Origin of the sequence: Leptotrichia buccalis C-1013-b (assembly GCF_000023905.1) — a bacterium.
GTDB lineage: Bacteria > Fusobacteriota > Fusobacteriia > Fusobacteriales > Leptotrichiaceae > Leptotrichia > Leptotrichia buccalis.
Window position 1 is genome coordinate 2,272,987 of the sequence record NC_013192.1, and the last position, 24,758, is coordinate 2,297,744.

Annotated in this window: 25 protein-coding genes, 3 tRNA genes and 1 pseudogene; 14 read left to right on the top strand and 15 right to left on the bottom strand. The window is 29.5% G+C overall.

What is annotated here, in order from left to right; all coding sequences use genetic code 11:
• Positions 1 to 31: 31 nt before the first annotated feature.
• The 3 genes from LEBU_RS10625 to LEBU_RS10635 form a co-directional block, all read right to left on the bottom strand.
• Complete coding sequence (locus LEBU_RS10625) at positions 32 to 706, bottom strand: 5'-methylthioadenosine/adenosylhomocysteine nucleosidase (protein ID WP_015770323.1); 675 nt, start codon at positions 704 to 706, stop codon at positions 32 to 34.
• Positions 707 to 731: 25 nt separating this feature from the next.
• On the bottom strand, positions 732 to 1,262 hold the full coding sequence (locus LEBU_RS10630) for an FxLYD domain-containing protein (RefSeq protein WP_015770324.1): 531 nt from the start codon (positions 1,260 to 1,262) through the stop codon (positions 732 to 734).
• A 143-nt stretch (positions 1,263 to 1,405) separates the two neighbouring features.
• The gene (locus LEBU_RS10635) at positions 1,406 to 2,383 is read right to left on the bottom strand and encodes a type I phosphomannose isomerase catalytic subunit (protein ID WP_015770325.1); all 978 of its coding nucleotides are present in this window, start codon (positions 2,381 to 2,383) and stop codon (positions 1,406 to 1,408) included.
• A gap of 524 nt (positions 2,384 to 2,907) precedes the next feature.
• Here LEBU_RS10635 and LEBU_RS10640 point away from each other — a divergent pair.
• The 12 genes from LEBU_RS10640 (at position 2,908) to LEBU_RS11925 (ending at position 14,604) form a co-directional block, all read left to right on the top strand.
• Entirely contained in the window at positions 2,908 to 3,618 is a 711-nt protein-coding gene (locus tag LEBU_RS10640; protein WP_015770326.1) for a hypothetical protein, read from the top strand.
• A gap of 323 nt (positions 3,619 to 3,941) precedes the next feature.
• On the top strand, positions 3,942 to 4,775 hold the full coding sequence (gene nagB, locus LEBU_RS10645) for a glucosamine-6-phosphate deaminase (protein WP_015770327.1): 834 nt from the start codon (positions 3,942 to 3,944) through the stop codon (positions 4,773 to 4,775).
• 15 nt (positions 4,776 to 4,790) lie between these two features.
• Entirely contained in the window at positions 4,791 to 5,939 is a 1,149-nt protein-coding gene (gene nagA / locus LEBU_RS10650; protein ID WP_015770328.1) for an N-acetylglucosamine-6-phosphate deacetylase, read from the top strand.
• A 239-nt stretch (positions 5,940 to 6,178) separates the two neighbouring features.
• The gene (locus LEBU_RS10655; protein WP_015770329.1) at positions 6,179 to 7,537 is read left to right on the top strand and encodes a glucose-6-phosphate isomerase; all 1,359 of its coding nucleotides are present in this window, start codon (positions 6,179 to 6,181) and stop codon (positions 7,535 to 7,537) included.
• A gap of 136 nt (positions 7,538 to 7,673) precedes the next feature.
• Entirely contained in the window at positions 7,674 to 9,047 is a 1,374-nt protein-coding gene (locus LEBU_RS10660) for an aminopeptidase (RefSeq protein ID WP_015770330.1), read from the top strand.
• Between the two features lie 30 nt (positions 9,048 to 9,077).
• Positions 9,078 to 12,131, top strand: a complete 3,054-nt coding sequence (locus LEBU_RS10665) for an alpha-amylase family glycosyl hydrolase (RefSeq protein WP_015770331.1) — start codon at positions 9,078 to 9,080, stop codon at positions 12,129 to 12,131.
• Positions 12,132 to 12,250: 119 nt separating this feature from the next.
• The gene (gene radC, locus LEBU_RS10670; RefSeq protein WP_015770332.1) at positions 12,251 to 12,973 is read left to right on the top strand and encodes a RadC family protein; all 723 of its coding nucleotides are present in this window, start codon (positions 12,251 to 12,253) and stop codon (positions 12,971 to 12,973) included.
• Entirely contained in the window at positions 12,970 to 13,476 is a 507-nt protein-coding gene (gene ricT, locus LEBU_RS10675; RefSeq protein WP_015770333.1) for a PSP1 family protein, read from the top strand. Before radC ends, ricT begins: the two co-directional genes overlap by 4 nt.
• A gap of 228 nt (positions 13,477 to 13,704) precedes the next feature.
• Positions 13,705 to 13,780, top strand: a tRNA-Val gene (locus LEBU_RS10680).
• Positions 13,781 to 13,787: 7 nt separating this feature from the next.
• Positions 13,788 to 13,864, top strand: a tRNA-Asp gene (locus LEBU_RS10685).
• A 3-nt stretch (positions 13,865 to 13,867) separates the two neighbouring features.
• Positions 13,868 to 13,943: transfer RNA gene (locus LEBU_RS10690), tRNA-Phe, on the top strand.
• A gap of 433 nt (positions 13,944 to 14,376) precedes the next feature.
• Positions 14,377 to 14,604, top strand: a complete 228-nt coding sequence (locus LEBU_RS11925; RefSeq protein WP_157859525.1) for a hypothetical protein — start codon at positions 14,377 to 14,379, stop codon at positions 14,602 to 14,604.
• A gap of 702 nt (positions 14,605 to 15,306) precedes the next feature.
• Here LEBU_RS11925 and LEBU_RS11800 read toward each other — a convergent pair.
• Positions 15,307 to 16,063 (bottom strand): annotated as a pseudogene (locus LEBU_RS11800) (IS5 family transposase).
• A 539-nt stretch (positions 16,064 to 16,602) separates the two neighbouring features.
• On the opposite strand from LEBU_RS11800, the gene LEBU_RS12380 reads away from it, so the two are divergent.
• Together LEBU_RS12380 and LEBU_RS12320 are read left to right on the top strand one after the other, a co-directional pair.
• Positions 16,603 to 16,731 (top strand): hypothetical protein, encoded by a 129-nt coding sequence (locus LEBU_RS12380; protein WP_275268739.1) that lies wholly within the window; start codon positions 16,603 to 16,605, stop codon positions 16,729 to 16,731.
• Between the two features lie 67 nt (positions 16,732 to 16,798).
• Positions 16,799 to 17,071, top strand: coding sequence for a hypothetical protein (locus LEBU_RS12320; RefSeq protein ID WP_083767547.1), 273 nt, complete (start codon positions 16,799 to 16,801; stop codon positions 17,069 to 17,071).
• Here the strand turns inward: LEBU_RS12320 and rfbD are convergent.
• The 11 genes from rfbD to LEBU_RS10760 all read right to left on the bottom strand — a co-directional run bounded on the left by rfbD (position 16,970) and on the right by LEBU_RS10760 (position 24,690).
• On the bottom strand, positions 16,970 to 17,824 hold the full coding sequence (rfbD, locus tag LEBU_RS10710) for a dTDP-4-dehydrorhamnose reductase (RefSeq protein ID WP_015770335.1): 855 nt from the start codon (positions 17,822 to 17,824) through the stop codon (positions 16,970 to 16,972). The two genes, LEBU_RS12320 and rfbD, sit on opposite strands and share 102 nt — an antisense overlap.
• 51 nt (positions 17,825 to 17,875) lie before the next feature.
• The gene (locus LEBU_RS10715) at positions 17,876 to 18,850 is read right to left on the bottom strand and encodes a glycoside hydrolase family 16 protein (RefSeq protein ID WP_015770336.1); all 975 of its coding nucleotides are present in this window, start codon (positions 18,848 to 18,850) and stop codon (positions 17,876 to 17,878) included.
• A complete protein-coding gene (locus tag LEBU_RS10720; RefSeq protein WP_015770337.1) occupies positions 18,847 to 19,572 on the bottom strand; it encodes a glycosyltransferase family 2 protein in 726 nt (241 codons plus the stop codon). The genes LEBU_RS10715 and LEBU_RS10720 overlap by 4 nt, the downstream gene beginning before the upstream one ends.
• The gene (locus tag LEBU_RS10725) at positions 19,573 to 20,400 is read right to left on the bottom strand and encodes a glycosyltransferase family 2 protein (RefSeq protein WP_015770338.1); all 828 of its coding nucleotides are present in this window, start codon (positions 20,398 to 20,400) and stop codon (positions 19,573 to 19,575) included.
• Between the two features lie 80 nt (positions 20,401 to 20,480).
• Complete coding sequence (locus LEBU_RS10730) at positions 20,481 to 21,221, bottom strand: glycosyltransferase family 2 protein (RefSeq protein ID WP_015770339.1); 741 nt, start codon at positions 21,219 to 21,221, stop codon at positions 20,481 to 20,483.
• A 16-nt stretch (positions 21,222 to 21,237) separates the two neighbouring features.
• Complete coding sequence (locus tag LEBU_RS10735; protein WP_015770340.1) at positions 21,238 to 21,558, bottom strand: hypothetical protein; 321 nt, start codon at positions 21,556 to 21,558, stop codon at positions 21,238 to 21,240.
• Positions 21,558 to 22,280: a glycosyltransferase family 2 protein gene (locus tag LEBU_RS10740; protein WP_015770341.1), complete on the bottom strand. Its 723-nt coding sequence runs from the start codon at positions 22,278 to 22,280 to the stop codon at positions 21,558 to 21,560. The genes LEBU_RS10735 and LEBU_RS10740 overlap by 1 nt, the downstream gene beginning before the upstream one ends.
• On the bottom strand, positions 22,281 to 22,910 hold the full coding sequence (locus LEBU_RS10745; RefSeq protein ID WP_015770342.1) for an HAD family hydrolase: 630 nt from the start codon (positions 22,908 to 22,910) through the stop codon (positions 22,281 to 22,283). It lies immediately after the preceding gene.
• Entirely contained in the window at positions 22,910 to 23,554 is a 645-nt protein-coding gene (locus LEBU_RS10750; RefSeq protein WP_015770343.1) for a PI-PLC domain-containing protein, read from the bottom strand. Before LEBU_RS10750 ends, LEBU_RS10745 begins: the two co-directional genes overlap by 1 nt.
• A gap of 18 nt (positions 23,555 to 23,572) precedes the next feature.
• Positions 23,573 to 24,277, bottom strand: coding sequence for a glycosyltransferase family 2 protein (locus LEBU_RS10755; RefSeq protein WP_015770344.1), 705 nt, complete (start codon positions 24,275 to 24,277; stop codon positions 23,573 to 23,575).
• 20 nt (positions 24,278 to 24,297) lie between these two features.
• Positions 24,298 to 24,690 carry a GtrA family protein gene (locus tag LEBU_RS10760; RefSeq protein WP_015770345.1) on the bottom strand — a complete coding sequence of 131 codons (393 nt, stop codon included), beginning with the start codon at positions 24,688 to 24,690 and terminating at the stop codon, positions 24,298 to 24,300.
• Between the last annotated feature and the right edge of the window lie 68 nt (positions 24,691 to 24,758).

Sequence of the window (24,758 nt, forward strand, 5' to 3'; positions counted from 1 at the left end):
TTTCTTTTTCTTTACAATTAAATTTTAATTTCTAAATAATTTCCTTTAATATTTTTTTGGAATTTTCTGCCGCAAGTTTTACAAAACTTGTATATTCCATCCCTGAATCATCAGTAATTGAATCAGATATTGAACGGATTATCAGGAATTTTATACCTAATCTCGCACATACCTGAGCTACGGCTCCACTTTCCATATCCACACAAAGTGCATCAAAATCTTTTCCCAATTGAATTTTTACATCCTTTTTACTTATAAACTGATCCCCTGTCAAAATTCTTCCAAGCAGTATTTGATGATTTATATTATTTATTTTCGCAGTTTTCTCAATCAAATATTTATCTGATTCAAAGGCCCATTCTTTCATTTGAGGGATTTGTCCCATTTTATATCCAAATGCTGTAGCATCGACATCGTGTTGAACAATATCTCTTCCGATAACTACATCCCCTATTTTTAGTCTTGCATCCAGCGATCCAGCTACCCCTGAAAAAATTACTTCTTTCACATTAAATTTTTCAATTAACAAAGTTGCTGTAATTGCTGCATTTACTTTTCCAATTCCAGATTGTACAAATACAATCTCTTTTTCATTAAATTTCCCAGTAAAAAATGATATCTCATTTATTACGATTTCCTTTATATTTTCAATTTCTTTTTTTATTGCCTCGGCTTCTTCAATCACAGCCGCGATAATTCCCGTCATAGTTTCCTCCATTTAAATTTATTAATTAATCAATTTGCTCTTCATCATCACTTTCTATACTTTCTATATTACTATCATCACCAATGTTAATAGTATTTGCTCCAGCTTCATAAATATAAGTGTCTTTCAGCTTACAAGTTTTTACTTCGTCTGTATTAATAATTGCCTGAAATTCCCATTTTTCATTTTTGGAAAGGGAACTTATATTATCAACGGCATCTCCAACCTTTGCATTGTTCTTGTCAAAACATGGAACTTCTATTGTTAGATTTCTTTTAGTTATTCCGTTATGTGTCAATATTCCTGTAACAACTGTTTTTCCATTCGTTATTTCCACTTCTGAGCCTGAAAATTTATATTTTGTATTTTTAGCTTTTATTTCACCATCTTTTCCACCTATAATTCCGCCAATTATTTTCCCTGAAGTGCTAATAACTGCTCCTGTTATCCCACCTGCAGCCTTTATTGTTCCGCCAACTACACTTCCAACTCCACTTATAGCACTGCAAGAGGAAGTCATTAGCATTGTTCCTGTCATTAAAATTCTTTTTCTCAATTTTCTTTCCTTTTTAGTTTAATTTTTTTATCGTATTTCCGAACTTCTATTAGTATCAATAGGATAACATATTCCTGATAAAAAAACAAGGCAATTCATCTTTATCACTTAAAAATTAAGCTAGAATCTTTGCCCGTATTTATTTAAATTATTGTTCTCAAAATTTCAAAATTTCCAATAGTTTTTGTGTTGATTCTGACAGGAATTAAAACTGTTTCACCTTTTTTGACTGGAAGTTCTTCATTTTCTCCCCATACAATTTTTCCTTCCCCTTCCAGAATTGAGTAAATTGTCATGCTTTCATTGTTTACATCTTCAAAAGAATCAGTAAATTTTACTTTATCAATTGAATAGTATTCTTTTTCTATAATATGTTTTCTCAAAATATCTTTCCCATTTTCAGAAGCATCAAACTCAGTATTTTTTATTTTAACTTCTTTTCCAAAATCAATTACATCAGCAGAATCCTGTAAATGCAGTTCTCTTTTTTTTCCATTTTCATCAATTCTGTCAAAATCATAAATTCTATAAGTTACATCTGAATTTTGCTGAACTTCTGCAAAAAGTACGCTTCCTTTTAATGAGGCGTGAACTGTTCCCGGTGTAATATCAATAAAATCACCTTTTTTAACAGTTTTTTCTTCAAATAACCCGTCAAAATCATTCTTTTCCACTTTTTCTAAAAATTTTTCCTTTGTAATACCAGGTTTTATTCCCAAAATCAAAGTAGCGTCATCACTTGCCTCCATTATATACCAAGATTCGCTTTTTCCAAATTCATTGTGTTTTTTTAAGGCAACTTCATCGCTTGGATGCACCTGGATAGAAAGTCTGTCGTTTACGTCCAGATATTTTATAAGAAGCGGAAATTTATTTGGATATTTTTCATAAACCTTTTTTCCAGTAAGCTCTCCTTTATACTCCTTGTAAATATCATCCAGTCTTTGTCCAGCCAAAGCACCATTTTCTACAATACCCATTCCATGTGGATGTGCCGACACTTCCCAAGACTCGCCAATTTTTTTACCTTCAGGTAGCGTCATTCCCAATTTTGTTTCAAATTCACGTCCACCCCACACTTTTTCCACAAAAAATTTTTTAAACTTCATTGGATATAACATAAAAATCGCTCCCTTGTTTATATAATTATTTTTTAATATTTCTTTACTTAATAATAACATTTTAAACTGAATTTTACAATAATATAATTAAAAAAATTTTACAAAAAAACCTGCAAAGATTGTTTGCAGGGGAAAAATCTTTTTTTCATTTTTGGGGTGCTATCTTCTACTTAAAAAATAGTAGACAACTACAAATTGAATTATGATATAAATTATATCACGCTCCACTGGTATCACCCCAGACTTGTGTAAAATATGAGGTTCGGTTTTCCTCAAAAATATTATATCATACTATTACAAAATATTAATTTTTTTATTTAATCATTATTTAAAAATTTTTTATAATTATATAAAAACTGCCCTAAATTTTAAGGCAGTTTAACCGATTTTTTTATTTACACACGTCTGTTTTTTACAAAATAATTATACTATAAAAAAACATTTTTATCAATCAATTTGAAAAATTTTTGTTAATATTGTAAAATGTTTAAAAGGTGATTTTTAATGTTAAGAGGTTAAAGAATATGCACGTTTACGATGAGCAGAAAATTGAAAAGAAAAAGATAAAAAGACGTTTGTTTATTTTAATGAATAGCTTAATGTATGTGATTATTCCAATTATAATAGGATTTTTGAAAATTAATAAAAATATTATCTCTATTTGGTTAATAATTATTTTTGGAATTTTGAAGTTTTATTTGGAAACAAAAAAGGATTTTGTAAATGAGTATGAAAAAGAAGATAAAGAAACTGGAGATTTTGAGGAAACTTTGCGAAAAGAGAAGTTAAAAAAGAAAATTTTTTATTTAAAGATGGGCTGTGTATCAGTTTGTTTAATTGTAATAACTCTAATTAACATAAATATATTTCAGTTGCCAAGTTATGTCAGAGATTTAAAAGAAATTAGGAAAATTATTTCAAATAGCAAAGAACTTTATGTAAATGGGAAAAAACTTGAAAATACAGAAGATGTAAAAAAGTGGATTTGGGACTCTACAAATTATTTTGAGATTTTGTGGGATTACAAGAGGACAGCTAATATAGGAGAGCCCAAAATAAAGGCAACTTTATCCAATGAGAAAGGACAGTATCTAGTAATTGAGAAAAAAGATTACGGATGGAGTTTTTTGAAAATGAAAGAAAATCATTACTACAAGTTAGGTGTTACTTACAAAAAAGATGTCGACAGAACAATTGGAATGGAAAAATCTTTGGGACTTATTCCTCAAGATTAAATATTTTAACTTTATCAAAATTTCGTTTTCAAATTTTCTAATAACTGGCTTTATTAAATATTTTAGGCTATTTTGTCAAAAAATACGATAAAAATTCACTTGGAACTTTAATAATGACAATTCCCTTTTTTACATCTTGATGTAAATTTAATTTCATCAAGAAAAATAACTTTATACAAATATAATTGTAAATTTTACATATTTTGTAAATAAAGAAAAGATGTAAATATAAAAAATATACTTGACATAATTGAAAATGGCTATATAATAATAGTAATAAGTATTTTAATCAAAATTTAAAAAATATTAAAGGAAGTGAAAAAATGCGTGTAATTATCTTGAAAAATGCTGATGAAGTTGCAAAATGGAGTGCATATCAAATAGCTAAAAAAATATTAAAATTTAATCCTACAAAAGAAAAGCCTTTTGTATTAGGGCTTCCTACTGGTTCTACACCGCTTGCAACTTATAAAGAACTAATAAATTTATACAATGAAAAAATATTGTCATTTGAAAATGTTGTAACTTTCAATATGGATGAATATGTTGGATTAAAGCCAGAAGATCCACAAAGTTACCATTATTTTATGAACGAAAACTTTTTTAAATATATTAATATAAAAAAAGAAAATATAAATATTCTGGATGGATGTGCGAAAGATTTGGAAAAGGAATGTCAAGATTATGAGGAAAAAATAAAAAAAGTTGGCGGGATTCAGCTATTTTTAGGCGGTGTTGGAGAAGATGGACATATAGCATTTAACGAGCCAGGTTCATCGCTTTCATCACATACACGTGACAAAGATTTGACTTATGATACAATCTTGGCAAATTCTAGATTTTTTGACAACGATATTGAAAAAGTACCAAAATTGGCTTTGACAATAGGTGTAGGAACATTAATGGAGTCAAAGGAAGTTATGATTCTTGCAAATGGCTATAAAAAGGCTCGTGCAGTTTATCATGGCGTAGAAGGCGGAGTAAATCATCTCTGGACAATTTCGGCTTTGCAGCTGCATAGAAGGGCGGTACTGGTAATTGATGAGATGGCGGCTTCAGATATAAAGGTTAAGACATATAGGTATTTTAAGGAAATTGAAGCTAAGAACTTGGATTTGGAAGAGTATAAAAAATATTTGATTGAATTAGCAAAATAGAGAGGAATTGTTGAGATGATTATAAAAAATGCGAAAATTTTTGATGGGGAGAAGTTTATTGGGGAAAATGCGGTTGTTTTAGAGGGGAAATTTATAAAAAAAGTAACAGATTTTGATTTGATTGAGGAAAAGGAAGTGGAAAATCAGGAAGTAATTGATGTCAAAGGGATGGTATTGTCGCCAGGGTTTATTGATTTGCAGATTAACGGATGTGGAGGAGTGCTGTTTAATGATGATATTTCGAGAAAAACACTTGAGATAATGAATGAGACTAATAAAAGATACGGATGTACTTCGTTTTTGCCTACACTTATAACTTCGCCTGATGAGAAAATTGAGAAATCCTTGAATCTTATGAAGGAAATGGAAGATAAGGAGGAAATTGGAGTTTTGGGGCTTCATATTGAAGGGCCGTATATAAGTGTTGAGAAAAAGGGGATTCACCGTCCTGAATATATAAGAGTCCTGTCTGATGAAATGGTGCAAAAAATAGCGGAGGCAGGGACTGAGGTTACGAAAATAATAACAATTGCACCTGAAAAGGCTAAGATTGAACATCTTGAAAAATTGAAAAAGGGGGGGATTAATATCGCTGTGGGGCATACGAATGCAACTTATAAGGAATGCATGGAAAAGAAAGACTATTTTAACTGTGCGACACATTTATATAATGCAATGAGGGCGTTGGATTCGAGAGAGCCTGGAGTTGTAGGATTTTTATTCAATAATGATACTACAAATTGCGGGATAATAGTTGACGGGCTTCATATGGATTTTGCTTCTGTGGAAATTGCTAAGAAAATATTGAAGGATAGGCTTTATCTCGTGACAGATGCGGTTAGCCCAGCTGGAACTGATAATATGACGGAATTTATGTTCGAAGGGAATAGAGTTTTGTATAAGGATGGTAAATGTGTTTCGCCAGAAGGGACTTTGGGAGGTTCTGCCCTAGTTATGATTGATGGAGTGAAAAATCTTGTGGAAAAAGTTTATGTTTCGCTAGAAGAAGCGCTTAGAATGGCTACTTCTTATCCAGCAGAGGCTGTAGCTGTGGATGGAAAATATGGATTTATAAAGGAAGGATATTTTGCGGATTTGACGTATTTTGATGAAAAATTTAACGTGAAAGGAACTGTAAGTAAGGGAAAATTGACAAAATATTAAAAAGAGTTGTATAATAGACTTAAAATCTTAGGAAATATTTTTTAAAATTGCAAAATATAACTGGAAAAATTTGAAAAAAAGTGCTTTTTTTGCTATACTTTAGTTGAAAAAATAATTTAAGTTTTTAAATTTATAATATTGTTTGATTTTAAAGTTGCGTTACTATGTGTGAAACGAGAGGGATTTTTTGATTTAAGAAAATCTGAAAAATAAAATATTTATATTAAAGGAGAAAAAATATGGAAAAATTGAATTTTAATTATCAATTTGCAAAAAATTTTTTTAACGAAAATGAACTAAAACAAATTAAACCGTATGTGGAATTGGCAAATGAAGTGCTGACTTCAAAAACAGGAGCAGGAAATGACTTTTTAGGATGGGTTGACTTGCCTGAAAATTATAATAAAGATGAATTTGCTAGAATTAAAAAGGCGGCTGAAAAAATTAAAAATGATTCAGAGGTTTTAATAGTAATCGGAATTGGAGGATCTTATTTAGGGGCAAAAGCTGCAATTGAGTTTTTATCACACAGCTTTTACAATAACTTGCCAAAAGATAAAAGAAAAACTCCTGAAATTTATTTTGCAGGAACAAATATGAGCGGTGTTTATTTGCAGCATTTAATTGAAGTTGTTGGAGATAGAGATTTTTCAGTAAACGTAATTTCAAAATCTGGAACTACAACTGAACCTGCGATTGCATTCAGAGTGTTCAAAAAAATGCTGGAAGAAAAATATGGAAAAGAAGAAGCTGCAAAAAGAATTTACGCTACAACAGATAAAGAGCGTGGAGCATTAAAAACACTTGCAACAGCTGAAGGATACGAAACTTTTGTTGTACCTGACAACGTTGGAGGAAGATTTTCTGTATTGACTGCAGTAGGACTTTTACCAATTGCTGCGGCTGGAATTAATATTGATGATTTGATGGCTGGAGCAAAAGATGCAATGAATGACTTTGCAAACAAAAATATGGATGAAAATCAGGCTTTACAATATGCGGCTGTTAGAAATATTTTACACAGAAAAGGAAAACACTTGGAATTAATGGTAAATTATGAGCCAAGAGTTCATTATTTGGCAGAATGGTGGAAACAGCTGTTTGGAGAATCTGAAGGAAAAGACGGAAAAGGATTGTATCCAACTTCAGCAGATTTTTCGGCAGACTTACATTCATTGGGACAATATATTCAGGAAGGACAAAGATTGTTCTTTGAAACAGTAGTTTCTATTGGAAAACCTGAAGTGGAATTTGTCATTGAAAGCGACAAGGATAATCTTGACGGATTAAACTTTATTGCTGGGAAAACATTGGATTATGTAAATAAAAAAGCAACTGATGGGGTAATTTTGGCACATATTGACGGAAATGTACCTAACTTAGGTGTAAACATTCCTGAAGCTACTCCTTATCATTTAGGATATACATTCTATTTCTTTGAAAAAGCGTGCGGAGTGAGCGGATATCTTTTAGGTGTAAATCCATTTGATCAGCCTGGAGTAGAAGCATATAAGAAAAATATGTTTGCATTGTTAGGAAAACCTGGATATGAAGAAGCTGGAAAAGAATTGGAAAAAAAATTAAATGAAGTTAAATAATTTGTATAAATTGAAGAATTGATTATGAAAGAAGGTGGCTGATTTGGGATATTTTTTCAAGTCGCCATCTTTTATTGTTTTTTTTGTAAAAAAAATTATTCTACTTTTAGAGCAGCAGCTCTGGAAAGGATGTAAAATGACAAAGGAAAATTTGTGGAAAAATTATACTGATGAACAAAAGGAAGTAATTTTTGAATTTGCTGAAAAGTATAAAAAATATTTGGATTCTGCAAAAACTGAAAGAGAATTTGTGGATTTGACGGAAAAAGAGTTAAAGAAAAACGGATTTGTTGACATTAATGAAAAAAATGAATTGAAAAAGGGAGATAAAATTTATTTTAACAACAGAAATAAAAATATTATTGCAGTAATTGTTGGAAATGATATAAAAAGTGGAATTAATATGATTGTTTCTCACGTGGATTCGCCAAGACTGGATTTAAAGCCAAATCCGATAATGGAAGAAGAAGAATTTGCACTACTAAACACGCATTATTATGGTGGAATAAAAAAATATCAATGGGCTGCAACTCCGCTAGCATTACATGGTGTAGTTTTCTTAAAAAATGGAGAAAAAGTGACACTTTCGATTGGGGAAAATGATGATGAGCCTGTATTCAGCATGCCTGATATATTGCCACATTTGGCGTATAATGTACAGGATAACAGAAAAGCTAGAGATGTGATAAAAGGCGAAGAGTTAAAATTATTATTTGGAAATATGCCTTTAAATGATGAAAATGTAAATAAAAAGATAAAGCAGTTTGTGCTTGATAAATTGAAAAAAGATTACGGAATAGAAGAAGATGATTTCTTTACGGCGGAGCTGGAAGTTGTGCCTACTGGGAAATTGCGGGATGTGGGGCTTGATAAGAGCATGATAGGAGGATATGGGCAAGATGACAGAATTTGTGCATATACTTCGCTTAGAGCCTTGTTTGATGTTAAGGAAACTGAGAAAACTGTTATGGTGTATTTGACGGATAAAGAAGAAATTGGAAGTGAAGGCTCGACAAGCCTGAAATCAACATTGCCTGAATATGTTGTTGGAAAAATGCTTTCACTTACAGAAAAAAATTACAATGATCAGATATTAAGAGAAACTTTGTGGAACTCAAAAGCCTTGTCATCAGATGTTACGGCTGCATTGAATCCAGTGTTTAAATCAGTTCACGATGTGGAAAATGCGGCAAGACTATCTTATGGGCTGGCATTCGCAAAATATACGGGAAGCCGCGGGAAAGTTATGGCAAATGATGCCGATGCAGAGTTTATTCAGGAAATAAGACAAATATTTGATAAGAATGATATTAAATACCAATCTGGAGGATTTGGAAAGGTAGATGAAGGTGGAGGCGGTACTGTTGCTAAGTTCTTGGCTTATTATGGAATCAGAACGATAGATGCAGGGCCTTCACTTTTATCAATGCACTCTTTGTTTGAGATTTCATCAAAAGCGGACTTATATGAAACATATAGAGCATACAAAGTGTTTTTTGAATTGAAATAGGAAAAGAGTAGAGAAATTAGGAGAGAAGATATGCAGTATAAAATTATAATTTATAAAGATAATAAATTCTATAAAGAAGAAGATTTAAAGCAAAAAGGCGAAAATTATATCTATAAATGGGGAAGTGTAGAGTCTGGAAGCTATTTTTTTGAAATAAAAAATGAAGAAAATAATGCCATAAGCGGTGTAACTTACAGTCATACAGCACCATTTGCAAAAAGATTTGAAGCAGTAGTAGATGAAAATTTGCCTCCAAAATCTATAACAGGATTTCAAAAGGGAATAGATATTTATGTAGAATATTCTCCTGTAAAAAAGACATTTTCATTGACAAAAATGAAATTTTACAGAATGAATCTGGATATTTCCGATTTTGGACTGACAGAAGCAACTAATGTAGAAATTGCAGGTAATTTTAATAGCTGGAAAACCGATCCGGAACCAGTTCGTCATTTTGAAGGAACAAATTATGAAGTCGTATTGGCTGCACCTGAAGGTGTTTACGAATACAAATATTTAATTGACGGAAAATGGCATCCTGAAAATGAAAATAAAAAATTGGTTATTGGAGAAAATGGAGCATTATTTGCACAGGGAGATTTAGGAACTGGAAAATTTGTTTATGAAGCGATTGATAAAAATAGCCATTTAAAGGCAATAGTTCACGATTATGAAAGTTTACAGTATTTTAACAAATTGTCAGATAGTGAATATGAATTTAAAATAAGAACTCAGATGAATGATGTGGAACGTGCATATATTAGCGTTGTTTTACACGAAGAAGATAACTATGAAATGATTTATGAACTGGAAAGATATCAGGATAAAACGAATGGATTTGATTATTTTGAAAGAATAATAAATTTCGGAAAAGAAGCCAAGAAACTTTTGTATTATTTTATTCTTGAAGATAATGGTTCAAGAGCTTATTTTAATGGAAAAACATTGAGCTACAGCAAGCCAAAAAGACTTATTGTAAATACAACATCCAAGGACATACAGCTATTTCATGTACCAAATTGGGCAAAAGAAGCAATCTGGTATAATATCTTCCCAGACAGATTTTACAACGGAAATCACTACAATGACCCTATTTTCAATGAATTTGGTCCAGAAGCATTTAAACAAAATAGACTTCATGAGCAAAACTTTATAGAAGATTACAAATGGGAAAAAAGTAATAATGTAATTAGCCATTTTGATAGAAACCGTTGGACTGCTGATTTTAAAGAACAAGTAATTTGGGAAAAACTGGGAGAGCGTGAAATTGACTACAGCTTGAAATATGCCAGAATGTACGGTGGAGACTTACAGGGAATAAAAGAAAAAATACCATATATGAAAGAGCTGGGAATTAACGCTATCTGGCTAAATCCAGTATTTTTCTCACATCAAAACCATAAATATGGAGCAAATGACTTTAGACATATTTCGCCTGACTTTGGAACGATAAAAACAAGCGGAAAAACTCATGGTGTAGAAATTAGTAAAAATAATAAATATGGGAACAAATCGTATATAGATGTCCTTGGAAATAAAGCTTCAACAAGTAGTGAGCTAAAACTTCTGGAAGTAAATTTGAAGGGTGAAAATCGTGGAAAAAATGGATACGGAGAAACAGAGGAGCCATCAACTTGGGTATGGACAGAATCAGATTTAATAATGGTAGATTTGATAAAGGAACTTCACAGAAATGGTATTCGTGTAATATTTGACGGGGTTTTCAATCATAGCAGCAGTGATCACTGGACGTTTAATATGGTGCTTGCTGACGGAGAAAGCTCTAAATACAAGGACTGGTACAAATTCACAGATTTTGGGCAGCATGTTCCAATTACAGATGAAATGAGCGATGAACAAGCATTTGAAACTTTGATTGCAAATAGAAAAAGAACTATTTACAATGCTTGGGGAGGTTTTGATTCACTTCCGGAATTTAACACATTTAATCAGGAATACAAGGAATATATTTTCAATATAACAAGAAAATGGATGTACGGACCTGACGGAAAAGAAAGTGAAAACTGGATGGAAGATGACGGAATAGATGGTTGGCGTCTAGATGTTCCAAATTGTCTGGAAAACCAAAATTTCTGGAATGAATGGCGTGAAGTTGTAAAAGGTAGCAAAAAAGATTCCTACATAACTGCAGAACTTTGGGGAAATGCTTCAGGTGATATTAATGGTGGAAATAAATTTGATACTGTAATGAACTATGAATGGTTAAAAACAGTTATTGGATTTTTTATTAATCAAAGTCGCGAAGGTGGAGTAAGATATAAACTGAAGGCACAAGACTTTTTCAATGAGCTGCGGGAAAAAAGAACTTGGTATCCATATCAAGCATTGCAAGCAAGTCAGAATTTAAATGGTTCACACGATACTGACAGGCTTTATTCGAGAATCGTAAATGATGTAGTTGGAAGAAATCTGGAAGAAGGAAAACAGCTAGAAAAAGGATATAATGGAATACGTCCAGACCTAGCTTCAAATTATCATCCAAACACAACAATAGACTGGCGAAACAGCCCAATTAAGCCAAAAGACATACTTAAATTAATCTCAATATTCCAAATGACATATATTGGAGCACCAATGCTATTTTACGGCGATGAAATCGGAATGTGGGGAGCAACTGACCCATATTGCCGAAAACCAATGTTATGGAAGGAATTTTTATACGATAATGAAAAAAATCCGTCACATATTAACCAAAATGAAAGTTACGAACAAAAAGTTGACAGTGACTTATTTGAATGGTATAAAAAATTAATTCGTATAAGACTTCAAAATAAAACTCTTGTCTATGGTAAATTCAGAGAAATTATGGCAGATAATGAAAAAGATATAATCGTTTACGAGAGAGTAATTGAAGATTATTCTATAATAGTTGTAATAAATAATTCTTTTAATGATTGGGAAAATGTGGAATTTGAAACGCATTATCAAGATGAAAGATTTATAGATCTGGTAACAGAAGGCAGAACATTCAGAACAAGTTCTAATGGAAAAATTAAGCTAAACATAAAAGCTAAGGAAGGTATGATTTTACGAAAAGTAAGAATTGACAGAGATTACGAATAGGATATTTTAAGTAAGGGGACTCAATTGAACTCCCCTTATTTAAGTTTAAAAATTTTTAAATATTGTTATTTTTTTAGTTTTATGATAAACTATTCACATAAACATTTTTTGGGGGAAAAATGATGGGGGAAAATAAAAAGTTAGCAATATTAAAGGAAAAATTGAGTGAAGAACAGGAAAAAGGACATCGGGAAAGATTAAGGCAAAGATTTCTTTCAACAGGAACAAAGGGATTTCTAGACTACGAGCTTTTGGAACTGCTGCTTACATATACAGTTATTAGAAAAAATTGCAGAGGAATTGCAAAAAATCTATTAAAAAAATATGGGGATTTGTATACAATTTTACAGCAATCAGAAGAAGAATTGCAAAAAAATAAATATATGACTGAAAGAACTGTTGTTTTTTTAAAACTTTTATCTGAAATTATAGAAAACGGGCTGTATAAAAAAATACATAATAAAAAAATTTCAATAACAAGCAACATTAAATTACTAAATTATTTAAAATGCTCTCTTTTAAAAAGGGATATCGAAGTTTTTAAAGTGTTATTTTTAAATACACAAAATGAATTAATGAAAGAAGAAGAATTATTTTATGGTACAATTGACAGAAGTACTATTTATATTAGGGAACTAATAAAAAAAATATTAGAATATAACGCAAAATCAGTCATTTTAGTGCATAATCATCCCGCAGGTTCACTCAAACCTTCAGATTCTGACATTTTGCTGACAAAAAAAGTTAAAGAAGTATTTGAAAGTATGGAAATACGTTTGTTAGACCATTTAATAATAAGTGAACAGGGGTATTTCAGTTTTTTAGAAGGTGGAATATTATGAAAATAATAAATATAAAATTTAGAAAAACAAAAAAAGTTTATCCATTTATGATAAACGATACAGAAGATTATAAAAAAGGAGATCACGTACTTGTAGATACAATTCGTGGTGAACAGATTGGAATAGTTTTAGGACTTTCCTTAAATAAAGAAAAAGATGAACAAAATGATTTAAAAATTAGGGAAGTAAAACGAAAATTATCAACTAAAGAAATCGAAAAATTAATAGAATTGGACAAAAAAGCTGATGATGCCTATTTTAAATGTAAAAAAATTGTAAAAAGACTTCTTCCTGAAATGAATCTCGTTATTGGAGAATATACATTTGACGAAAGCAAGTTAATATTTTATTTTACAGCCAATAGCAGACTAGATTTTAGGGAACTTGTAAAGGAAGTAAACAGAACATTCAAAAAAAGAGTAGAATTTTATCAAATAAAAACAAATGATGAAGGAAGAATTTTATCCGCTTTTGGAAAATATGGAAGGGAAATTTACTGGTAAAAATTAGAATACTGAATATCAAAATAAAATAATATATTATCTAAAAATAAAAAATTGATGCCTATTTTACCTAAAACTTTTGATTATTTTATTTTGAAAAAGTTTAGTAAACAATAGTTTGATAGAAAAATATTTTGAGTATTTACATAAAAAATCAAGAAAAATTTTAAAAAAATAGTTGAAATATTAAAAAATGTATGTTATACTAATTGAGTAGTTAAAAAATGTGGTCGCATAGCTCAGTTGGGAGAGCACCTGCCTTACAAGCAGGGGGTCACTGGTTCGAGCCCAGTTGTGACCACCATTTATTTGGAGGTGTAGCTCAGCTGGTTAGAGTGCTTGCCTGTCACGCAAGATGTCGCGAGTTCGAGTCTCGTCACTTCCGCCATTTGCCCAGATAGCTCAGTCGGTAGAGCAAGGGACTGAAAATCCCTGTGTCCGTGGTTCGATTCCGCGTCTGGGCACCATTAGAATAGCTAAAAATGTGATATATAGTGCAAATCAATATTTATATTGAATTGCATTTTTTTGTTTTATATAGATTATATAATATATTGCGACAAACTTAAAAAATGTAAAAACTCATGATAATTTCGTGTTAAAATGTTAAAACATTAACGAAAGGAAATATATCATGAGCCATAGATATTTTACCATAAATGGAAGAAATAAACTAGAGGTTTTACTAAAAGAAAATTATAAAATTTCTAAAATCCTTAATAGACATAGAGCTACCATTTACTGTGAAATCAGAAGAATTAATAGTGAGTACTCTTTTGAAAATGCTCAGTCGGATGACAATAAAACCTACTAATAAAGGAAGAAATTCAAAAATTACTACTGAATTGAAAAATCTGATAAAAGACAGGCTCTGACTGAAAATAGATTCGCTGGCAAAGATTGTCATCTAAAACTGTCTATATCTGGCTGTACAGCGATTTTCTGGATGTTTCCCTAAACGTTACTAAAGAGACGAGAGGGAAATTTAATATTGGAAAAACAATTAAAGAAAGACTGTCCGAAGTAAGCACAAAGGAAATTTTTGGACATCGGGGGTCGATTCAGTTAGTTTCGTCAAGAAGAGAGACATTTGTGGAGTTAAAGACGCGAGTTTATGTAGGAAGATAGAAGTAAAAAATTCAATGCAATAAAACAGCTGACAACCAATATTTCAAAAAAAGCATTTAAAACTTCTACATAAGGAATTCTTTCTCATACTGGAAAGAAGTGGAAAAGCTGGGAATAGATTTCTATTTTGCAGAACCATACTGCTTGTGGCAGAAGGTTGTAATGAAAACAGCAATGGTCTTCTAAGAGAATTTTACCCAAAGAAGATTAACAACAGAAGAATTGATAAAAACCTTAATACTGATAAATTCAAGACCAAGAAAATGTTTAAACTATGCAACACCATTTGAAAAATTTTTACACGAAATCAGTTTTTAAAAAAATTTGGTAAAATGTCGTAATTAATACTAAACCCCATTTAAATAACAAATTTATTACAAACTTTTCTAACAAAAGATAAGAACCTAGTATTTCAAAATAATTAAAATATAATTTTTTTGTTTTAATAAATCGACGGAGCTTTTATTTGTTCAACTACGACTGTTTGACGACTGGAAGGAGGAGGTTCGGAGTTAGGCAAATAAAAGTCGTAGTCTAGCCATAGGTATTGCGTAGCAATCTTGCCACAATTTTAATTATCGGGATAAACCTTTACTGCAAGATAGGATTTGCGGCAATGAGCAATCCTGCGAAATAAAAAGAAAAAAACTAGGGCGTGTCTGAAAACTTAAAATCAATGATATTTTTAATGATTACTTAAATTTATTTTATTAAAATCATTATGCATCCTATATAAATAAAATTTATGAATGTGCTTGCCAGCTTATCATAGCGTGTCCCTATTCTGCGAAACTGTTTAAGCTTATTGAAAAAACATTCCACAAGATGTCTTTCCTTGTAGATATGGTAATCGCATTCCCATTTGTTTACTGCATTTGACTTCGGAGGTATTACACATTCTCCTCCGTGTTTTCTTATGTACTCCCGAACTTCCTTTGTTCCGTATGCCTTGTCTACCAGTATGTTGCTGTCTTTTATGCTTAGCTGCGACAATATTTTAATTGCTTGCGTACTATCATGAATCTGTCCTGCAGTAAGTTTTATGTACAGCGGATTTCCAAGTCCATCAACAACTGCATGGATCTTAGTTGTCCTTCCACCTGAGCTTCTCCCGATGTGCTGATTCACTTCTGAATTTTTTGCCCTTTTTTAGCTCCTGCACTGCTCTGGTGGGCTTTAACTACTGTAGAGTCAATGCTCAAGTTCTCATAGTCGGCATCTTCCCTTAAATGCTCAAATATTTTAAGCAGAGTCCCCTCGTCACGCCATTTGCAGAAACGGGAATAGACCGTCTTCCATGAACCGAAACGTTCAGGAAGGTCTCTCCAAGGTGCACCGCTGCAGGCAATCCATAGCACAGCATTAAACATCAGGCGTAAATCCTTGCCTGGACGTCCTTGGGAAACATATGCTTTATTTTATTCCATTGTTCATCTGATATTTCATATCTTCTTTGCATGATAGAAGCCTCCTGTGCTTTTCTTTTATTGTATCAGACTGAGAGCAATGTTTCAACTCATTGATTATGGGTATATTATTTGATAATCATTAAAAATATCATTGATTTTGAGTTTTCAGACACGCCCTAGTTTTTAAAAAAATTTGGTAAAATGTCGCAATTAATACTAAACCCCATTTAAATAACAAATTTATTACAAACTTTTCTAACAAAGGATAAGAACCTAGTATTTCAAAATAATTAAAATATAATTTTTTTGTTTTAATAAATCGACGGAGCTTTTATTTGTTCAACTACGACTGTTTGACGACTGGAAGGAGGAGGTTCGGAGTTGGGCAAATAAAAGTCGTAGTCTAGCCATAGGTATTGCGTAGCAATCTTGCCACAATTTTAATTATCAGGATAAACCTTTACTGCAAGATAGGATTTGCGGTAATGAGCAATCCTGCGAAATAAAAAGAAAAAAACTAATTAAAAATAGTAAAAATCAATATTAAATAAAATAATCTAATACTAAAACCCATTATAAAATAGAAACTATGTTAAGGACAAAAAGTTTTAATTTTGAAGAATGGTTTAGGGAAATATTTTTAAGAGATATTGAAAAATTAAAGAAAAGTGTTCTAATAGTTTGGATAATTCCAGATTTCATAGAAAAAGGATATTAGAAAAGATAATTAAGGAAACAAGCATTGTCTATTATTTCTTCCACCGTATTCCCCAGATTTAAATCCAATAAAAAAAATATGGGTTAGCCTAAAGAAAAAATTAGAAGACATAGCCCATAATTTTAATACGCTTGAAGAAGCAGTTACTTTTGTTCTATTTGATAGTTCGATTTTAAATAGGCTTTACTATAAAATGAAGGAATATAGTAAAATTATAGACGAATATTCCTTTTTTATGTTATTTTTTTATTATCCTCATTTCCTCCAAATATCTGTCAATTCCACTTTTCCAATCAGGGATTTTTTCTCCCAACAATTTTTCAACTTTTTCAGAAGATAATTTTGAAAAATGAGGTCTTTTTGCTGGAAGGTTGAAGTCTTCTGTTTTTGTAGTTCCAAGCTTCCCTTTCCATCCTATTTTTTCTAGCACATATTTTGCTTGATCATATTTACTTGCAGTCCCATTATTTGTAATATGATACAATCCAAATTGTCCAGTTTGTATCAATTTCCACGAAAACTCTGCCAAATCTTTTGAATAAGTTGGAACAGAAATTTGATCATCAACTATATTTAATTTGTCACGAGTTTTACTCCAATTGATAACTTGTGTATTAAAGTTATTATTAGCTTTTCCAAAAACCCACGATGTCCGTATTACAAAAGACTTTTCATAAGCTTCCAAAGTCAATTTTTCCCCATTTGCCTTTGCAAGTCCATAATTAGATACAGGAGTAGGAGTATCATCTTCGATATAATCTTTCTCCTTTTTTCCATCAAATACAAAATCAGTTGAATAAGTCACAAAAATTGCACTTATTTTTTTAGAAAACTCTGCTAATTTTTGGGGAGCTTGTTCATTTAATAAAAAAACTTTATTGTCAATTTCTGCCTTGTCCACATCATTATATGCCGCACAGTTTATTATATGAGTAAAATCATTGTTTTTTTCAAAAAATTTTTCCAAATTTTTATCACTTGTTATATCCAATTCTTGATAATCAGTTGCTATGTATTCTATTTTTAAACTGTCAAATAATTTTTGGAAATCGCGTCCTAGTTGACCATTGGAGCCAGTTAAGAGTATTTTCATATAATTATCTCCTTTTTACTTTATTATTTTTGTTATATTGATTAATATTTTCTACTTTTTCTTGTACACTCTTACATAATCTACTTTCATTTCTGTAGGAAAATCTACATCACCATCACTTCCTGTAGTATTTTTCAAAGCAACATTTATTATCAGATAGTGTGGTAATTTAAACGTATTATCAGTTTTTTTCGCTACTTCTTTCATTGTTATTGTTTTGTAATTTCTACCATTAAAAAACCATTTTATTTCTTTTTCGTTCCACTCTACAGCATATGTATTAAAATCTGCTAGATTTTCATTTTTCTTAATTCTTAAATTATTTCCTACAAATGATTCATACTGCGAATCAGCTTTTAAAGCATGGATAGTTCCTGTGACTTCTTTTAAATTATCTCCATAAACTTCTACAATATCTATTTCTTCTAAGGCTGCAGGGTCTCCAATTTTTCTGATAGCATAATCAGATGGCCATGTCCAAAATGCAGGCCAAACTCCTATTCCTTTAGGCATAGCTGCTCTCATTTCTATTTTCCCATATTTAACACTATATTTATCTTTACTATGAATAGCACCTGAACTATAAAGAATTTTTCTATCTATTCCATCTATTTTTACTGTTTTATTATCTTCTTTTTTTAGCTCTATAACTAAATTACCATTTTTAACTTTAACATTATCTCTTAAATAATACTGTTTTGCCTTAAATCCGTATTGATCTACTAAATTTCCATTTTCATCAACAAAATTTCCATTTTTGGAGGGATAATCATTTTCCCAATAAGACCATTTAGACGAATCTAATGTATTTCCATCAAATTCATCATTCCAGACTAATTCCCAAGAATCCTTATCTTTTTTTTTCAAAAATCTACTCAATATCGTTTTTTTACTTTTTGAATCTTCATTATTTATATTCGTTGTTCCGGTTTTCCCTGTTTTATTTACTTTATTTTTTTTAGCTGCCAATCCAATGGTATTCAAACTCAAAATACCAATTAATACCAATATACTTATTTTTTTCATTTACTTATTTTCTCCTTTTTTAATTTTCTGAATCTTTTAAATAATTCTTTTAGTATAACATACCTTCCTATGATTTTTATTTTTAAACTTCTTTTACTCTTGTTGATTGTTGTCGCATTATTTGAATGACGCCTAAAATATATTAGTTTTTCATTTATAAATTTTACTTTATAATACTTTTCTGAAACTAGTCCTATCCATAAATCATGACCTATTTCTTGACTTTTAGGAAATGGCAAGGCTTTTTTAAGAACCTTTCTTTTAAATGCCATACAGCAACCATAATAAGTATTCTTTATTATATTTTTTAATATTCCTTTTTTCGAATTTACCTCATCAAATAATGAATTATTAATAATATTTAATTCCTCGTCTGTTATAAATGCATCGCTTATAATTAAATCATATTTTTTTAACTGATTAAGAATTATTTCAACTTTATTCTCAACCCAAACATCATCTTGATCAGATAAAAAAATTATATCTCCTTTCGAATGCCTCAGAGCATTTTCAAAATTTAAATTCGGTTGTCTAAATTTATTATTTTTTAGTATTTTTATTCGTTTATCTTTAAAACTTTCAATAATTTTAATTGTTTTATCTATTGAAGAATCATCTGAAATCACAATTTCATCATTTGATGATAACTGTTTTAATATGGTAATTATCTGATCTTTTATATATTTTTCCCCATTATATGTTGCTATACATACTGATATCATCTATTTTACCTCTTTGTATTTTCCCATAACATTTTTTTTATAATCTCGTATTCCATATAAAATATATTTTATATTTTGAAATTTAAATTTTTCAAATAAAATTATTTTTACTAATAATTTCAATATTTCTTTATAGTATTCCTTAGTAAATTGAGGATATAATTTTTTCACATATAATTTATTTCTAACAATGTAATATCTTCTTAGTGCTGAATGATTATTAACCGAAAATGTTCTATTAAATATTTTTTTTATTTCTGTATTTCCTAATTCATGCTCTAATATAACTTCATCAAACTGTATTATTTTATATCCATTTTTTATTATTCTAAAACATATTTCGTGATCAACTTCATCTATAAACAACTTTTCTAAAAATCCTCCTATTTTTTTATAAATATTCAAATTTAAAATACTTCCTGAAGTTATTACACTATATTTATTTTTAGGAATAACTATTCCATTTATACTATATCTCGGTGCTATAATCCCAATTTTACTCTTATCTTCTTTAAAAAATAATTTCATGTATTCATTTATTGTTTCAAGAGAAAATTTACTATCTTGATCCATCGTCAGTATCCATTTGTATCCATCATTAAATGACTTTTCGCATGCAATATTTAATGCTTTTGCTATTCCTAAATTATTCATATTAGAGATATATTCAATTTTATATATTTTTTTTATTTCTTGTACAAGCTTTGTATTATTTTTATTAGAATTATCAATTATATACAATTTATCTATATAATCAATGTAAGTATTTATATTTTCAACATTTTCATTACTTGGATTATACCAAACTACGGTTCCTGCTATTTTCATATTATTACTTTCTTTTTTATATTTTATATTTCTGTTTTGAAAAGCATATTTTAATTTAAAACTTTATTTTTTAAATTATTTCAAAATTCTTTTTTTGAAATCGGATTTTCTAAAAATTTATTCAAATCTGCTGGAATTCCTAATCCATACATTCCATTATTTTCACTTCCAATATTATAAAATGTTATTCTCTTATTGTCTTTTATCATTTCATTATATACTGGAGCTACATAATATTCACCATTTACACGGATTTCTTTTTCTATCATTTGTTTTGCATATTTTACAAAATCTGACCCCTTAGCAAAGTTATATATCCCAACTGTTGCTTCATCAGATATTACCACTTTTTCTTGAACATCTGTTACTAAATTATTTTCATCATATTTTATAAATGACCATTTTGGATCATCTGCTTTCATTGTCATAATAAGACCATCATATCCTTCTTGAGCTTTAATATAATCATTTATATCAATATCAACATATTGATCTGAATTTGCAATCATCATTTCATCATCATTATTAATATATTTTTCCGCTAATAAAACTGTACAAGCTGCTCCTTCTGTTATTCCATTAACAGGAACAATAATGCAATTGGGTGAAATTTCTTCTAACTTGTTTATCAAATCATATTTTTCAATATGTTCTTGTAAGCAAAGATATATAAATCTGTGTTCTCTTTTAGGTTTTATATTATTTGTAACATATTGTATCATCGGTTTATCATGAACCATTATTAATGGTTTTGGCAATTTATATCCTGCATTTGCAAATCGACTTCCTCTTCCTGCCATAGGAACTACTATATTTAACATATTTCTTATCTCTCCTTTAACCAGTATACTTATCGTTATTTACTCCTGGAACCTTTACAACAACTGTTATCGTATCTGTTGCTGCTAAAAAATCTGTTTTTTCTCCTGGTTCCATAACTATGATACTTCCCTCAGTATATTCGATATCATTCATTTTTACAATACCTCTAACTATCACTGTTAATTCTGTTGCTATTTTATGATAATGTTTTTCTCCGTAATCTCCAGCTTTATATTCTTTAACTGCAATTTCTGCATCATTGGTTTTATAAAGTGTCGGTTCAAAATTTCCTACAAACCATCCACCTTTCATTTTACTAATGTGTGATACCTTCACTATTTTTCTCCTTTTAAATAATCTTCATATTCTTCTCTTCCACTTTGCTTTTTCAAATTAAAGTAATTTGATTTATCAACTCTGTATACACCAATTTTTTTCTGTTTCAAAACCATTTCATTTAATGAAGGTGCAACATAATAAATGCCGTTTACACTAGCTCCTTTTTTTATCATAGCAGTTGCTGAATCAAGAAAATCCTTTGCCTTTCTATAATAATAAAATCCTGTTGTTGCATTTTTACTTATTGGTCTTTTTTCCGCTGCCTGTATAACAAAACCATTTTCATCTAATTTCACATAAGACCATTTAGGATGAATATCTTCAAAAATAATAGTTCCAGCATCATAATCATTTTTAATAAAGTTATTTACAACTTCATTTAAATTAATATTCAACACTTGATCAACGCCAACAATAATTAATGGTTCTTCATCATTAATTCCATCAATAGCCAATAAACAAGTACATACCGATCCTTTTGTTTCTCCTTCGGCTATAATTACTTTAACATTAGGTACTAATAACTTTAGCATATCATCTACATGATATTTATAAACATCTTCTCTTTTTACAATAAATATAAACTCAGCATTATCTATTACTGATAAATGTTCATAAACATGTTGTAATACTGTCTTCTTTTCTATTTCATACAATGAACGCATATACTGCGTTGTAATACTTTCATTATCTCCACCCATGGGAACTATTATTTTCACTTATATTACCCCCTCTTCTGCTTTTTTTATATGTGTCTTTATATTTTCATAATTTACATCATAAACTGTTTCCACTTCCATAACATGTGCTCCTGAGGCTTTTGCAGCAGCAATACCATTAAAATTATCTTCTATAATCATGCATTCTTCTGGCTTTAACTGCAATTTTTCTATTGCCTTATTGTAAATTTCAGGATCCGGTTTTCCTTTCTTAACGTCTTGATTGCTCAAAAAGAAATCCAAATATTCTTTTAAATTACTTTTTTGCATCATCAAATCTATTGTGTTTCTTATTGAATTAGACCCAACAGCTAATTTATATCCTTCACTTTTTAATTTTGCCAAAGCATACTCATGGTGAAACATAGGAAAGCAATTTGTAAAAATTTTATCTACTGTATATTGTTGTTTTAATTCATTTATAAATTTATGTAATTTCCTTGGCAATCCTCTTTCCATACTCAGCATTTCAAGTTTCTTTGATGTTGGTAAACCATCATAAGTAACTAAATGGTCATATCTACTTATTTCATATCCGAAAAGAGATAAAGCTTTATTTAAAGCTTCATAATGCCAATCTTTAGCTTCTATAAGCACTCCATCCATATCAAAAATAATAGCTTTTATCATTACTTAACCAACTCCTCATTAAAAAAATCGTTTGCATCATCAGGTACATCTGTACATAATATAATTTTTGAATAATCTATATTAAAACCTTTTAATTTCTTCCAAAAATCTAAATATGACTGTGAATGTAATTCTGGAGATACTAGACATATTTTTTTCCCATTTTTTATATGTTTTAAAATCAATTCTTCTGTTATCCAACTATCATCATAAAAAGCATCTATCCAAACTCCTTGAGATTCTTTATACAATAATAAAGGCTCAACTTCATATTCGCTTTGCCTAGTAAACACATTAAAATCATTTTCACAATAATATATCATTTGGGGAGCAGACATATCAAAGCAGAAATAATTTGTTATATTATTTTCCTTCAAAAGTTTTGATAATTTTTCTCCTAATCCATCCGCTTTTATATTTATAGCAAAACAAAGATTATTATTATACTTTGCAAGTTCTTTAAAAAGTTCTTCTGCGAGCATACAATTTTTATTTGCTGGATCATGGGATATAACTAATTTTCCAACGTAATCACGTATATCTGATTCTATTCCATAACCTTTTACAAATGCCTTTTTTAAAGCTGATTCAGTATTTTTTTCTGATACTTTTTTCCAATATCCTCTATGAGCTAGTATTATCATTCTTATTTTACCTCTTTTTTATTTTATATTTCGTCTTTTTAAATTTTTACTAAATTCTAATGTTCTTTTTGATAATTTTATTTTTGATTTCAATCCTGTATTCCAACTTGATTTTCCATAAAGTCTTTTAGGAAAAATAACATTTATTCTTCTAATTTTTAGTTTTAATTTTTTTGCCATATATAGAGCATACAAATCCAATGAAAAATCTTTTGGTGGATTTTTCCATTCTTTAAAAAAGTTTTTATGAAAAATATTTGGCTGTGCATTTATTTCTGTCAATATCTTTCCTAAATAAAAAGTTTCAAATATGGACATACCCATTGAAAAAAATTTATCTCCTAATTTTCTCTTTCTTCTTCTTCCTTTAATATAAATATTTTTATTCCAATTATTTTCTTCTAATAATTTATAAGCTTTTAAAGCATCATTAGGATCTGTTTGTAAATCAGCATGTAACCAACCTATAAATTCCCCTTTTGCTTCTTTTAATCCTTGCACAATTCCGTAACCATATCCCTGATTTACATCAACATTGACATTTCTAGCAAATTCATAATTAGGAAGTAATTCTTTTAAAACTTCAGCCGAATTATCTGTAGAACCATTATTTACTAATATTATTTCGATATCTTCTGTTTTTATAATTTTTTTAAATTTCTCAAGAATCAATGGTATATTTTTTTCCTCATTATAACAAGGTATAATTATTGACATTTTCATAACTTTCTCCTTTTCTCTATTTACTTTATAAATATAAACCATTTATTTAATACAAAAGTTACCAGAATCATAACAGTTGTTAATATCAATCTACTCCAATAAACTGGAAATCCAAATATACTAACAGCTATATAGAATAACAATGTGTCAACTATTAGTGATAGTACTCTCATAACTAAAAACTTTAGAAATTGTTTTTTTGCTTCTGTGGTATTTCCTCTAGCTGATTCTAAAAAAACATATCTTTGATTTAAAATATAATTAACAATCACACTAATTGTATATGAAATAATATTAGCCAAAACATAATATATTCCAAAATCAATAAAAATTTTTAATAAATATAAATTTACAACTGTCGTAATAGTTCCAGAGATTCCATATTTAAATATTTCTACTATTTGTTTTTTCAAACATTTCATCCTTTCACATTTTTTAAGATATCATTTATTTCATTATTTCACAAAATTTCTAATTTTAT

Coding starts and splice junctions, on each gene's coding strand:
- LEBU_RS10755 (WP_015770344.1), bottom strand. CDS start 24,277: ATGAAAATGTCAATAATTATACCTTGTTATAATGAGGAAAAAAATATA.
- LEBU_RS10655 (WP_015770329.1), top strand. CDS start 6,179: ATGGAAAAATTGAATTTTAATTATCAATTTGCAAAAAATTTTTTTAAC.
- LEBU_RS10720 (WP_015770337.1), bottom strand. CDS start 19,572: ATGATATCAGTATGTATAGCAACATATAATGGGGAAAAATATATAAAA.
- LEBU_RS10750 (WP_015770343.1), bottom strand. CDS start 23,554: ATGATAATACTAGCTCATAGAGGATATTGGAAAAAAGTATCAGAAAAA.
- LEBU_RS10745 (WP_015770342.1), bottom strand. CDS start 22,910: ATGATAAAAGCTATTATTTTTGATATGGATGGAGTGCTTATAGAAGCT.
- radC (WP_015770332.1), top strand. CDS start 12,251: ATGATGGGGGAAAATAAAAAGTTAGCAATATTAAAGGAAAAATTGAGT.
- LEBU_RS10725 (WP_015770338.1), bottom strand. CDS start 20,400: ATGAAAATAGCAGGAACCGTAGTTTGGTATAATCCAAGTAATGAAAAT.
- LEBU_RS12380 (WP_275268739.1), top strand. CDS start 16,603: ATGTTAAGGACAAAAAGTTTTAATTTTGAAGAATGGTTTAGGGAAATA.
- LEBU_RS10665 (WP_015770331.1), top strand. CDS start 9,078: ATGCAGTATAAAATTATAATTTATAAAGATAATAAATTCTATAAAGAA.
- LEBU_RS10625 (WP_015770323.1), bottom strand. CDS start 706: ATGACGGGAATTATCGCGGCTGTGATTGAAGAAGCCGAGGCAATAAAA.
- nagA (WP_015770328.1), top strand. CDS start 4,791: ATGATTATAAAAAATGCGAAAATTTTTGATGGGGAGAAGTTTATTGGG.
- LEBU_RS10640 (WP_015770326.1), top strand. CDS start 2,908: ATGCACGTTTACGATGAGCAGAAAATTGAAAAGAAAAAGATAAAAAGA.
- LEBU_RS10730 (WP_015770339.1), bottom strand. CDS start 21,221: ATGTTAAATATAGTAGTTCCTATGGCAGGAAGAGGAAGTCGATTTGCA.
- nagB (WP_015770327.1), top strand. CDS start 3,942: ATGCGTGTAATTATCTTGAAAAATGCTGATGAAGTTGCAAAATGGAGT.
- ricT (WP_015770333.1), top strand. CDS start 12,970: ATGAAAATAATAAATATAAAATTTAGAAAAACAAAAAAAGTTTATCCA.
- LEBU_RS10715 (WP_015770336.1), bottom strand. CDS start 18,850: ATGAAAAAAATAAGTATATTGGTATTAATTGGTATTTTGAGTTTGAAT.
- LEBU_RS10660 (WP_015770330.1), top strand. CDS start 7,674: ATGACAAAGGAAAATTTGTGGAAAAATTATACTGATGAACAAAAGGAA.
- rfbD (WP_015770335.1), bottom strand. CDS start 17,824: ATGAAAATACTCTTAACTGGCTCCAATGGTCAACTAGGACGCGATTTC.
- LEBU_RS10635 (WP_015770325.1), bottom strand. CDS start 2,383: ATGTTATATCCAATGAAGTTTAAAAAATTTTTTGTGGAAAAAGTGTGG.